General features: G+C 40.6%; 9 protein-coding genes. 7 read left to right on the plus strand and 2 right to left on the minus strand.

The features are described 5' to 3' along the window. Positions 1-337: 337 nt before the first annotated feature. The 3 genes from AC1XUO_RS23130 to AC1XUO_RS23140 all read left to right on the plus strand — a co-directional run bounded on the left by AC1XUO_RS23130 (position 338) and on the right by AC1XUO_RS23140 (position 6,823). Positions 338-2,758, plus strand: a complete 2,421-nt coding sequence (locus AC1XUO_RS23130; RefSeq protein WP_483332207.1) for a TonB-dependent receptor — start codon at positions 338-340, stop codon at positions 2,756-2,758. A gap of 16 nt (positions 2,759-2,774) precedes the next feature. Then, a complete protein-coding gene (locus AC1XUO_RS23135) occupies positions 2,775-4,109 on the plus strand; it encodes a hypothetical protein (RefSeq protein WP_483332208.1) in 1,335 nt (444 codons plus the stop codon). 290 nt (positions 4,110-4,399) lie between these two features. Beyond that, positions 4,400-6,823 (plus strand): TonB-dependent siderophore receptor, encoded by a 2,424-nt coding sequence (locus AC1XUO_RS23140; protein ID WP_483332209.1) that lies wholly within the window; start codon positions 4,400-4,402, stop codon positions 6,821-6,823. 210 nt (positions 6,824-7,033) lie between these two features. Here the strand turns inward: AC1XUO_RS23140 and AC1XUO_RS23145 are convergent, their stop codons facing one another. Beyond that, positions 7,034-7,366, minus strand: a complete 333-nt coding sequence (locus AC1XUO_RS23145) for a YegP family protein (protein ID WP_483332210.1) — start codon at positions 7,364-7,366, stop codon at positions 7,034-7,036. Between the two features lie 71 nt (positions 7,367-7,437). Further along, positions 7,438-8,286: a helix-turn-helix domain-containing protein gene (locus AC1XUO_RS23150; RefSeq protein ID WP_483332211.1), complete on the minus strand. Its 849-nt coding sequence runs from the start codon at positions 8,284-8,286 to the stop codon at positions 7,438-7,440. Positions 8,287-8,455: 169 nt separating this feature from the next. Here AC1XUO_RS23150 and AC1XUO_RS23155 point away from each other — a divergent pair, with 169 nt between their 5' ends. From AC1XUO_RS23155 to AC1XUO_RS23170, 4 genes are all read left to right on the plus strand, one after another. After that, entirely contained in the window at positions 8,456-8,635 is a 180-nt protein-coding gene (locus tag AC1XUO_RS23155; protein ID WP_483332212.1) for a hypothetical protein, read from the plus strand. A 23-nt stretch (positions 8,636-8,658) separates the two neighbouring features. Then, positions 8,659-8,847, plus strand: a complete 189-nt coding sequence (locus AC1XUO_RS23160; RefSeq protein ID WP_483332213.1) for a hypothetical protein — start codon at positions 8,659-8,661, stop codon at positions 8,845-8,847. An 869-nt stretch (positions 8,848-9,716) separates the two neighbouring features. Next, positions 9,717-12,086 carry a GAF domain-containing protein gene (locus AC1XUO_RS23165; protein WP_483332214.1) on the plus strand — a complete coding sequence of 790 codons (2,370 nt, stop codon included), beginning with the start codon at positions 9,717-9,719 and terminating at the stop codon, positions 12,084-12,086. A 229-nt stretch (positions 12,087-12,315) separates the two neighbouring features. Next, the gene (locus AC1XUO_RS23170; RefSeq protein WP_483332215.1) at positions 12,316-13,440 is read left to right on the plus strand and encodes an efflux RND transporter periplasmic adaptor subunit; all 1,125 of its coding nucleotides are present in this window, start codon (positions 12,316-12,318) and stop codon (positions 13,438-13,440) included. Positions 13,441-13,452: the final 12 nt, after the last annotated feature.

Here is a 13,452-nt window from a genome sequence, read left to right on the forward strand (position 1 = left end):
AATACGCACCGAATTTCCGTCATAAAATATTATTTGGCTGCTTCCTGACAACCTCAAATGATGACTTTTAACAACTGACGTTATCGGGAGTTTTTATGACGCGAGAAGGAATTAACTAGTTTATTACCCCCGTCCTTAATACTTTTCGGCCTCGAAATTTCCAAACCTATGCTTTCCATAGGATAACTAATCAAAACATACCACGGTAATTAAAAAAAGCAACATGGGAAAATTAGAGACCACAACTTAGAATAGGTCTAGTTTAAAATAATTAATTGCGATTTATCCATACAAATAATTTTACCCGATGTGTTAAAAACACTCCTTATCAATACTTATGAAATATTTTTATTTATTCCTCTTGTTCATTCTTCACCATTTAGTTTTTGCGCAAACCAAGCCTGTCCAAACAGCAACAGTAAAGGGAAAGGTTAAAGAGAACGGAGGCGACTATATCAGTCACGTGACGGTAAGATTAGCAGGTACAAATCTCGTTACAATGTCCGACGACCGGGGTGTTTTTGAATTAAAAAATGTCCCTTATGGACATCAGGAAATTCTGACGACCTCAGTAGAGATTGAGTCAAAAAGTGTGAAGATTCATGTTAACAAAGCACATCACAACCTGGATCTTCTGGTAAAAAAAGCCGCATTTGATCTTAACGAGGTACAAATTTTACAGAAAACGGAGAAGAAAGAAATTGAAACCCAGGGTTTCGCTGTGAACGTAATCGATACCAAAGAAGTAGCAACCAGGAATATTCAAACGAATGAACTTTTGGACAGGTCGGCCGGTATCAGAGTCCGCCAGAATGGTGGTTTAGGATCTGCTGTAACCTATAATTTGAACGGAATGTCCGGCGGCTCCGTTCGCATTTTCATAGATGGGATTCCAATCTCCACTTACGGAGCCTCTTTCAGCTTGAATAGTATTCCTCCATCTAATATCGAAAGAATCGAAGTATATAAGGGCGTGATCCCTGCCCACCTTGCTGATGACGCACTTGGAGGCGCAATCAATGTAATCCTGAAAAAGGGGATGAATAATAATCTGACTGCTTCCATTTCTTACGGCTCCTTCAATACGCTTCAATCCAGCTTAACGGGTATGTATCGGAATGACAAAAACGGCTTGACTGTCAAAGGATCCGGATTTTATAATTACTCAGACAACGATTACGAAGTTTGGGGGAAATTTGTAAGAAATATTTTACCTAACGGCAGATACGATTATGTCAGGGCCAAACGCTTCAATGACGCCTATCGGTCGATTGGCGGTCAGGTTGAAATTGGGTTCACAGACGTAAAATGGGCTGACCAGTTCTTTTTAGGGTTTAACGGGTCAAGTGATTTTAATGAAATCCAGCATGGCACTTACATGTCGATACCGTACAAAGGAAGGTTTACAGAGTCTCAGGCAAACATTTTCAGTGTTAATTACCGCAAGAAAAATTTTCTGATCAAAGGGCTTGAAGCAACGTTGAGCGGGATGTCAAGCAGCAGAAAACAAGTGGTGATTGATACTGTGAAATGGAACTACAACTGGTTTGGCGAACTCAGCCTCGGACTCAATGGCGATCCTATATTACGGCCAGCCGGCGCACAGCAAGGTGCACCTACGATGAATCACATCAACCGTCGCGTGACCACGGCCCGCGGTGGATTCAATTACGATATCACAGAAAATCACAGATTGGTCCTCAACCATATTTTTTACACAATCGATAGAAACGAGCAAGACTTTATGCGCTCGGAAAGAGAAAGAGAATTCATCGGCACGAGAGATCTGACAAAAAATATTACGTCAGTTGCCTATGAACTTAAAGCTTTTGATGCAAAACTAAGAACCAGTCTGTTCGGAAAATACTATCAACAGAATATCGACCGGATGGATCCCGTGCTGGTTGTGGTTGGCGGAGAAAATACACGACGGGAGGACAGAGTTGCGAGCAATAAAACCACAACGGGATACGGAGCAGCTTTTTCCTATGCAATTAAAAAGAACTTATACCTGCTTACCTCCGCAGAAAAAGCAGTGAGGCTTCCGTCAGAAGAAGAAGTATTTGGAAGTCCTGGCGAGAACATCGTAGAGAATTTTGGTATTCGCCCGGAAATTAGCAACAACTTAAATGTAGGATTTAGAGCGGGTCCTTACAATCTCGAAAGGCATAAATTTTCATTCGGATTATCTGGTTTTTTACGTGATACAAAAGACAAAATCGTCCGCCGTGTTAATCCAAGACTTAACGATGCCGTGCAGACTGACCCTTTTGAAAATCTTGGCAAAACAAAAGCAATCGGTTTTGAGGCGGAAGCCAACTATACCTTTAATAAAAACCTCAACGTCAGTTTCAATCTGTCAAAATTCAACTCTGTTTTCAATACACAGTACGACGCTAACGGGAGAGAATACGATTATTATAACAAGCAATTGCCCAACGAGCCATTTTTTACTTCCAATGCCTCAGTTCAATATGCAGTAAAAGACGTTTTGGCAAAAAGCTCGATACTAAATATTTATTACGGATTCAGATTTGTTGAGCGGTTTTATACCACCTGGCTTGACATTGAGGATTTCAGAACGCCTCGCCAATATATCCAGGACATTGGGGTAAGCTACGTTTTCCCAAACAAAAAATTCATCGTTAGTGCCGACCTGAAAAATATTTTTGACCAACAGGCCTACGACAATTTTGCTGTCCAGAAACCCGGAAGAGCATTTTATCTCAAACTAAATTACGCTATAAATAATTTTTAATTAACGCTTATCCATAATGAAAAAACAATTTTTAAATGCGCTTGTATTCAGCGGCCTATTGATGGCTGCGACACTTTCCGGCTGTAACAACGATGATACTGAGATAAATACCCCCGAACCCGAACCTACGGAAGATCGCTGGATCACGGTTGCCGGCGCATTGATGGGAACGACTCCCGGTGACGGAAATGGTGGAACGATGGTTTACTCTGTAAGCAAAGCCGATGCGAAAAATCCTGATATCTCGATTAGTGTATATGACAATGGATATGCCGTAAAATCGAACAGAACTGCCCGTTTGCAATCATCAGAAGACGGTAACACTCTTTTCAATATCGCCTATACGGGTGATAACGGCGGGGAATTTTCAAGATATAAAGTAGAGGGTGCCGGAAAATTTACACAAGAAGATGTGACGGTTAATATCTCACAATACGCAAGTACTTCTCCCCGCTGGGTCAAGTTGTTCGATGGCGACAAAACAGGTATTGCTGTAAACGTAGCAAATATCCAGGCTAATAATGTGACAACAGGCCCTACTCCGACAGCGCCTTTCCAATATTATCGCGGAACTGCAACAGTGTTGGCATTGAACTTAAAGGAAGTATTGATCTCGGGTTACAAACAATATCAGATTCCGTTAACTGCTGCGGAGGAACTTGCAGGACATAATATTTTCCGTCTTGATGCACCTGTTTTGAACAAAGCACAAAATAAATTGATCATCGGCACCTGGATGCAGAAAAGAAATCCTGCAACAGGTCTGACAGAAAGCACATTTGAAAGACTGGGCTCGAAGGCTGTGGTTGTTGATTATCCTTCTTTGGAAAATCCGAAAGTAATTACTTCAACGGTTGGATTCGGAGATAACAGCGGATACCGCAGCTTCAATTCGTTCCTTGGAACGGATGGAAACATTTATCAGGCAACCCAGAGAGATTCAAAGGGCTCCCATATTCTTAAAATAAATCAAAACAATGAATACGACAACGCATACGTATTCAGCCTGGATGCGGCACTTGGCGTAAAAGACGTTTATGTAGATTGCTGGAGATATGCCGGTGACGGTATTGCCTATGCACTTTATACGCATGACGGATCGAACCAGGGCTTCGTTGCCCGCCTTGATTTGAATGCAAAAACAGCTACAAAAGTAGATCTTCCATACGATGCTGATCTGGATTTTGGTCAATATCAGGGAATTTTGGTGAGTGGAGACGAAGTTTATGTCGCCGTAACGCCGGTAGGAAAAGACGGAAATATCTATGTGATCAACAGCAAAACCGGTGCCGTTACAAAAGGGGCAAAACTGGTTAATAAAGCTGGAAATCACTACATTGGAATTTTCTAATCATTTATAAATCGAAAATGATTTGGGGTGATCAGCTGGTAAAAGGGCATCAACTTGCCTGTTTATTATGCCAAATGAGCCCAGACCAAGATTTTTTGATCGCGATTAAATTCTTTTCAGGAGCTGCGTACCGCTTATGGTATGCAGCTCTTTTTGTTTCAAAACCATATTAAAAGCCAGCAGACATTTCAGTGATGAGATAACGAAATATTACAAATAGTTTGGAGGAGTAGATAACGCACGATACATTTGCACACCCAAGTTAATTATTCTAATTCTAAATTACATAAATGAAATATCTTCTATCCATTCCAATCTTCGTGCTTCTTTCATCTTATTCCTTTGCTCAGACGGGCAGTCTGAAAGGAATCGTGATAGATAACTCGAAAAATACTTTACCCGGCGTTACCATTCATATTAAAAATACCAGCAAAGGCACTCACACCAATGAAGCTGGCGTCTTTGAAATATTCAATATTAATGATGGTGATTATGTTGTATCAATTTCTTCACTGGGGTTTAAAACAAAAGAATTGCCATTTACCATTTCGCAAAATGAAATGGATCTGAAAACCATAACATTGTATGAAGGCGATGAAATTTTACGGGAAATCGTTATCGAAGGGGAAAGAGATAATAAATTTTCGCGCAGCAAAACGGCGTATGTTTCAAAATTGCCTTTGAAGGATTTCGAAAATACACAGGTTTATAGTACCGTGACGGATTACCTGTTAAAAACTCAAATCGTTACAAACTTTGACGATGCATTAAAAAATGCAACGGGTGTAGAAAACTTATGGACATCAACGGGTCGGGGCGGCGACGGAGCCGGTTATTTCTCGCTCCGTGGATTCTCTGTACAACCTAAACTTGTGAACGGCTTGCCGGGACTGACCAACGGAACAATCAATCCCGCAAACATTGAACGGATCGAAGTTCTGAAAGGACCGTCAGCAACGTTATTTGGAAATGCAGTAAGTTCTTATGGCGGGCTTATCAATGTGGTTACGAAAAAGCCATACGTTGGCACGGGAGGCGAACTTTCGTTTACAACAGGTTCTTTTGGGTTAAATCAGATCACAGGAGATTTTAATGCAGCTTTAAGCAAAGAGAAAAATATATATTTCAGGCTGAATACTTCGTACGCCACAGAGCGGAGCTTCCAGGATGCAGGTTTCCGGAAATCTTTTTTTGTAGCGCCTTCACTTTCTTACAAGGTGAATAATAAATTGTCGTTTTCATTTTACGGAGAAATCACGCAGGCCGAACAAACAAATCCTATGTTTCTTTTCCTGAACAGAAGCGCCCCTCAGCATTCGAAAAATATTGATGAGCTAGGATATAACTACAATCTGTCATTTACAAGTAACGACCTGACCTTACAGAACCCAACGCAGAATTACCGGGTTGAAATGGATTACAGCCTTTCAGACACCTGGCAGTCGCAGACGCTGGTTTCCAAAAGTTCAACTTCGACGAAAGGATATTACACTTATCTGTTCGATTTTGGAATTCTTGAAAACGACACATTTTCACGGTTCCTTAACAAGCAGAATGAATATACCGGCACGTCGGATATTCAGCAAAACTTCATCGGCGATTTTAAGGTGGGTAAGCTGAGAAACAGGGTGGTCTTAGGCCTCGATTATTTCTCAGCCACTTCTACAAGTAATGGAACCGGTTATGCATTTTATGGAAACGTAACGCCGCAAGGCGGTGCGAATGGTGACGATCCGTTTACGGCGGATTCACTGGAAACGAGGGCCTATCCACTTTCTACGGCAGCCGTTGATGCTGTTTTGGCTTCGCAACCTGTATCCAATTCGAAATCAAAATATAATATTTACAGTGCGTATGCTTCCGATGTATTAAATATTACAAATAATTTATCTGTCATGGTTGGCCTTCGTCTTGACCATTTTGACAATCGGGGCAGTATCGCTACGTCCGATGATGATTATAATCAGACTACATTGTCACCAAAATTTGGAATTATGTTCCAGCCGGTTGTCGACAAAATATCGGTTTTTGCCAATTACCAAAATGGATTTACCAACGTAGCTCCTTCGCTTGTTGGAAACCCGGCAGACGGCCCGCAAACGTTCAAATCATTCAGACCAGAGCAAGCGAACCAAATTGAATTTGGTATCAAAACCAACCTGATCAAAAATAAACTAAATGCAACAATAAGTTATTACGACATCAAGGTCACTGACCAGGTGATCACCGACCCGGCGTCGCCTTTCAACAAAATCCAGGGTGGCGAAGTATACAGCAAAGGTTTTGAGATTGAGGTAAATGCCAACCCGGTGAATGGACTGAATATCAGAGCCGGATTCAGCAACAACGATAGCAAGGTTACCAAATCCGACAACCTTGACATTCTGAATACAAGGCCTCTTGAAGCAGGTTCGAAAACACTATATAATGTTTGGGCAAATTATGAAGTACCAGCCGGAAACTTAAAAGGTTTTGGTATCGGGGCAGGTTGCAACGGAGCCAGTGAGCGTTTCGCCATTAACTACGCATCTACGGGAGAGTTTATTCTGCCTGCCTATACCATTGCGAATGCATCATTATTTTATCAAGCTGATAATTATCGTATTGGTCTTAAATTGAATAATGCTTTTGATAAAGAATATTACAAAGGCTGGTCTACCATTGCTCCTCAGACACCACGGGCTTTGCTGGCTAACTTCACTTATACTTTCTGAGGTCCCGTTTCAGGTTAAAATAATCTAAATTAAAAAGTCGGGAGATCTTTCTTCCGGCTTTTTGATTTTATGTACGGATAGGATTTTACTTATCGGTGAGCGTTTAGTATCTGGTATATATTAACTTCAAAGTTGCTCGCTGAAAGCAAAATAACAATGGCATGCCGCTACAAACTGGTTGTCAGTTTCAGTAAATATTGAATAGGATGCTCAGGTTAAATCCTGTATAATGGCATAGCCGGCGTCTTTTTTTATCAACTCAATAATTTGCTCGCGGGGTGGTTCTGAGGTATAGTTTTCACTTTTTGCCACGGTCTGCTGACTGTCATTTTCAATAGTGAAAGTGAAACTTAGATAACTGTCCTGACGCTTAAAACGCACATCCTCCGCCGCATTTTTCCTTACGTATTCAATTCCGTCCAGACACGTTTGTTTTGAAGAAAAGCCATCACAGGAAAGTATAAGCTGTGAATTGCCGGTAGCTTTTAAAAGATAATAATATTGATTTTTAGTGCTGCTTTTGAATACCTGGAAAATTGCCATAACAGAAAATACGTGGGACGAACGGCCAATAACAAAATTATTACGGTGGAATCAAAACGTTTTAATGATACCTACGAATAATATCTCCCCTCCTTGCTGACACAGAATTCTTTCCCTAAAATATCTTTTACGAATTTTTGAGGTGTAGTTCCCAGGTAATGATGAAAATCCTTGATCAAATGGCTCTGATCGTGATAACCAAATTCGTCAATGAGGCCATACCAATCTACCTGGTTATTTTTATTTTGCAGGATTTGATTGATTACCTTTTTGAACCTGATAAAACGCAAAAGCTCCTTTGGCGAATATCCGAGATATTTTTTAAATCTTAATTGAATTGTGCGCTCCGACAGATCGGAATCCATTGCGATCGCGCGTACAGGCTGCACAGATTCCTGCTGAAAATATCCAATTCCATTTAATAAGGGGACACTTGCATCTTCCGTATTTTGAATAAACGAACGCCCGTATTCCTTTAATAAATCAACTTTTTGTTCCAGTCCCGTTAACTTATCAAGCTCTTCCCATAGTTGCCTAAACCCCGAAATACCCAAAAGCTCATCCGGATCGACAACAGTTTCGCCATTAAGACTATCTACCGGCAATTGAAACAAACGATAAAATCCATCAGCATTAAATACAACGGCAATCAGGCTGGTGTCAGGGAGGACTTCATAATTGAGCATTTTACGAAGCGGCCCAATAACAGCCATTTTCTCCATCCGTTGTTCCTGAAATATTCCATCGCCGAACGAGATACGAACAGGTTTTCCAAAATTAAAAACCAGCATCATTTCCAGGTTCGGAGACAAACGCTGAACCAGTGTATCAAAATTTTCAGGCGTCCGGATGCAATACAAATGTTTTACCACTTCATTAAGCGGTGCGCCAACATCAATATGTAAGCCAATTGGATCCATTTAACGGATTTATCTGATAGTAATTTCTATAACAAAACTACGAAGAAAGTCAGCTCAAATCACCTGGCGGTCAGGTTTGCAATGATGTTTCGTTTTCTTACAATTTTTAAAAATAAGGCGTGGGTACATTTGTAACAGAAATAAATCATTCGGGAAAAACATTTGTCTCATGTCAACTACAACATTCTCAAAAATCCTGGTCACCGGAGCAACAGGAAATATCGGAAAGGAACTTACTAAACTTTTGTCTGAAAAAGGAATTAAAAAATCTACAATCTTACCGGTCCGGAGTCACTTACGCATGAAGAAATTGCTGAAAAACTGTCTAAGGCAACGGACCGGACAATAAAATTTATCGATATCACACCCGATATGTTACATGAGACATTGTTACAGGTTGGCTTTCCCAAATGGCAGGCGGAAGGTTTGGTGGAAGACTATGCGCACTACAAAGCCGGCGAAGCCTCAGACGTAAAATCTGGCATCATGGAAGCAACAGGAAAAGAACCGATTCGTTTCGATCAGTTTGCAAAGGATTATGCCCGGTATTTTTCTGCCTGACGCAAGTAAAAAAGTTTTTATGTTCCAGGTTCGATGCTGCTGAGATTGATGGTGTTATCAATATGTTCCCAAAACCAATAAAAAAGAGAAGACCTGCTGTGAAATCATAGCAGGTCTTATGTAATACACTCAACGTTTTTATATTACCAACCCGAAGCCGGGAAAGAAAATTGTGTACATTAATACATAATTGTATATAAGAACGCTACAAAGTTACAAAGGTTACTTTTTATATCATATAGAATGTTTTTGATATTAGTGTAGAATATTTTCTATATTACATTGTTTGTACTACAAAAACTCTTGTTTAAGTTCAAAATTGAGCTGTTTTTGCAACGCGGCTTTATTTAAGTACGCCAGTGCTTTTCCAGACTGACCATGTATTTTTCAAAAGAATCTTTCCTGTCTCAATTGTTAAATCGCTACTATTTATTTAATACCGTAAAGGAAAATGGGTCTGACAAAAAATACAGCCACGATGTTGGAAATATGTCTCTTAATTTCAGCCGGTGATCGCACCAAAAATTTAGTATCCCTTATAAAAAACCATATATGGTAATAGAAGCCAGAGCGGAACATGTACCTGTTTTGATAGTATCTTAATTATAACCATTAGTTACAAAAATTACCTGTTTGAAGACTTTGGATGTGAATTTTAAGCATAATTTCATTTTAAATAGTATAAAACAAAGAAAAATAATCTTTTTTCAATATTAACCCTGACATCTGGAACGATCATTCAATAATATCGATTATCTATTAAATCCAGTTAAAAGTGCTTTCTGAACTCATCCTCAAATAGCCGGATTGGTGAAGCGAAGTTTAGTTTTGAAAGTAATTATCAGTATTAAGATACCATTTGAGAGGACATGTACCTGGCAAAATCAAATATCAGCCCGAATTCTTTAAAAGGAGCCCTCGAAATCAAAAACAACGATTTCAGGCCTGCCCTGACGGAATCTGCTTTGTCTTTTAAGCCATTTGTTGCTCACTTGAAAAAAATGCTAAAAGACGAACCAGCGATTAAATCGGAATTTTACAGGTTCGTGATTGATAAGTTTGAAAACGAAATAAAAGGTAATGGAACATCCGTTTTAACCCGGGATTCTGCGCGGTATAAAGAGCTGATGGAGCTCGTTTACATGATCCTGACACCGTTGGCAACGAATGAAAAAGAGCATTTCTGGGCGTTGAGCACTCCCGTTCCTGATAAGATTTTTTTTAGTACCGACGGATTTTACAATTTTTTAGCTAATAAAACGGCAGCTGGTCAGGCTTTAAATCTTAGTCCGGTACAGCATTATAAAACGCAGCAAATCCAGTTTATGTACCGGCTGATTTTGGAAAGGCTCTACAATATCCCTTCGCACATCAAAAACGAAATTTTGTTTGAGTATACTGACGCAGTCACAAATCTGCCAAAGTTTTATAACATCAATACTGACACGCGGTTTATTGATATTCAGCTGAATGGAAAGTTACCTGCGTTGGATTACAAGACGATTGAACCTTATCTTCAGAAGGGTGCTGATACGACAGTTCTTGAAAATATTCTGCCGCTAAACCGTTTTCGCTTTGAAGGTTTTTCTGTAATAACCTTACTCGATGTCACGATTCAACGGGCGACCGAGATTATTAAAGAAGCGCTGGTTAACCATAATTACGAGACGGAATCCAATGATTCGATCATTCAGGCACTGAAAACTCTGGCTGGCGACGACCGCGTTGATTTTGGCTTGATACCCTCCTATCAGATCAATGGCAAATATGTGTTTGCAAATGCTGAATGTTCGCAGAGCATGATCGTTGAGGCTGCGAAAAAATTTGGCATAACAGAGGAAGGATTTAATCAGCTTGTGAATAAATATTATACGAATCCTCAGACTGCTGTTTTCAACCATATCAATGATCAGGAGGTACTGGAACAGCCTTTGCTTAATATTTTGAAATCTGCGGGCATAACCTCATTTGCGTTTGTTCCCGTTTTTCACAACAACAAAGTGGCAGGAATTCTGGAAGTATTTTCAAAACATGGGATTAAGCTTGACGATGTAATATTTTCCAGGATCCAAACCGCATTGCCGCTGATTGCACAGCTACTGAAATATAGCACGGATGAATTCAATGCCAAAATTGAGAATATTATTCGCGACAAATTCACGCCTTTGCAGCCATCGGTGCAATGGAAATTTAATGAAGCTGCATGGAATTTTCTTGAAACGAGTATGAGCTCGACAAATGCCGAAATCGAGACCGTTACGTTTGAAAAAGTGCATCCTCTGTATGGAGCGATCGATATCAGAAATTCGACTTTTGAAAGAAATCGCGCCGTTCGTGAAGACATTAAAAATCAGCTGTCACTTCTCGGGAACACTTTTCATTCGATCAAAAAAATGATTGAGCTGGAGACAACCGACACATTTGTTTGTGCATGTGACCGGTGGGCGACTGAAATAAACAGATATCTTTCTTCGGAAGATGAGCTTGCACTTAACAGGTTTCTGGCTGCCGAAGTTAATCCTTATCTGTTAAAAATCAGGGAAGAATATCCGATGACAAAAGACATTGTGGATTTCTATTTTCAAGCACTTTCGGAAACCGACGGTCTGGTTTTTGAAAACAGGCGAAAGCTGGAATCGTCACTTCAACAGATAAACTCGTCAGTTTCAAATTACATTGACAACGCTCAGAAAGCGCTGAAATCAGCTTATCCGTTTTATTTTGAGAAATTCAGGACGGATGGTATTGAGTACGACATGTACATCGGGCAATCGATGGCACCTGAAAAACCTTTTGATAGCGTCTATCTGAGAAATCTTCGTTTGTGGCAGCTCACGTCGATGGCCGAAATTACCAGGCTTACTGAAAAGCTGCTGCCCCAACTGCCGCGTCCGCTGAAAACTACGCAGCTAATATTTATTCATTCAAATCCGATCAACATCAATTTTAGAAATGACGAAAGAAGATTCGATGTGGAAGGTGCTTATAATATCCGGTATGAAATTATCAAAAAACGGATCGACAAAGCACTTGTGCGGGAAAGCGGCGAGCGCCTGACCCAGCCGGGAAAAATTGCATTGGTATATTTTAGCGACAGCGAAGCCGAAGAATACCTTGACTATATCGGAGATCTTCAGCAAATGGGCTTAGTGAATGATGATCTTGAATATCTTGAACTGGAAGCGTTGCAAGGCGTAGCTGGCCTGAAAGCAATCAGAATTGGTGTTAAACATCTCTGATACCTGAGGTTATTTCAGATCTCCAACGTTTTCCATAATAATATTCCACTTTTCAACACCAAAAAAACCAATTAAAGCTAACGGAAAGTAATTTCTAAACATTTTCTGAGAAAATCGATTTATTTTTGAACGATCGTTCCAAAATAAACATTATAGGATCACCACCGCAAATTGTTAAGAAAACACAACCCAAAGTTTTCATCTCTTAATTACTATTAATAACACTTTCATGAAAAATCTAATTTTAGGCGTTGCTGTCCTGTTATACGGATGCGCGCAAAAACAGGAGGCACCAACAACTCCGCCACCACCAACGTTACCTGTTGTAGAAATCACGTCGGGACAGGCAACTACCTACCAGGAATACCCCGCTTCTATTGAAGGAAAAGTAAATGTAGAAATTCGCCCGCAAGTGGATGGATACCTTGACAAGGTTTTTGTTGACGAAGGCGCGTATGTTAAAGCTGGTCAGCCTTTGTTCAAAATCAACGACAATCCCTACCGCGAACAATTGAACAATGCCAAGGCGAATTTGAGTGCGGCACAGGCCTCAATCATTAATTCGCAGCTTGAAATTGACAAATTAACACCGCTTGTCGCAAACAAAGTGATCTCCGATTTTCAGTTAAAAGCGGCCAAAGCAGCCAATGCCGTGGCGATCGCGAATGCTGAACAAGCGAAAGCTGTCGTTGGATCTGCGCAGATTAATGTGGGGTATACCACGATTAAAGCGCCTGTGAGTGGTTTTATTGGACGGTTGCCTAAGAAAAACGGAAGCCTCGTTTCGCGCGCAGACGTTGAACCTTTGACGCAGCTTTCAGATGTCCAGGAAGTGCACGTATACTTTTCACTTGGAGAAGGCGATTTTATCAAGTTCAAAGCACAATATAATGGCGCAACGCTGAATGACAAATTGAAAAACCTTGAACCCATATCTTTGCTGCTTGCTGACCAGACTGTCTATCCAAAACAAGGAAAAGTCGACATGATCGACGGACAGTTTGACAAGAACACCGGGGCTATCACTTTACGCGCAACTTTCGCGAACGCTCAGGGACTTCTTCGTTCAGGAAATACAGGAAAAGTAAGACTTAGCCTTCAGCATGAATCCGCAGTGCTAGTACCGCAATCTGCTACGCTGGAACTGCAAGATAAAGTCTTCGTATATGCAGTAGGGGAAGGTAATAAAGTGAAGAAATTACCGATCACGATTATTGGAAAAAGCGGTAACAATTACCTGATTCAAGACGGAGTCAAAGCTGGCGACCGGATCGTATCAGCGGGACTTGACATCCTGCAGGAAGGCACTGTGATCACGCCGGAAAAAACTAAGCCGGTGATCGCTCAGAATTAATAAAAACACCCA

It is taken from the genome of Dyadobacter sp. HNCC25DJ186 (assembly GCF_056895235.1).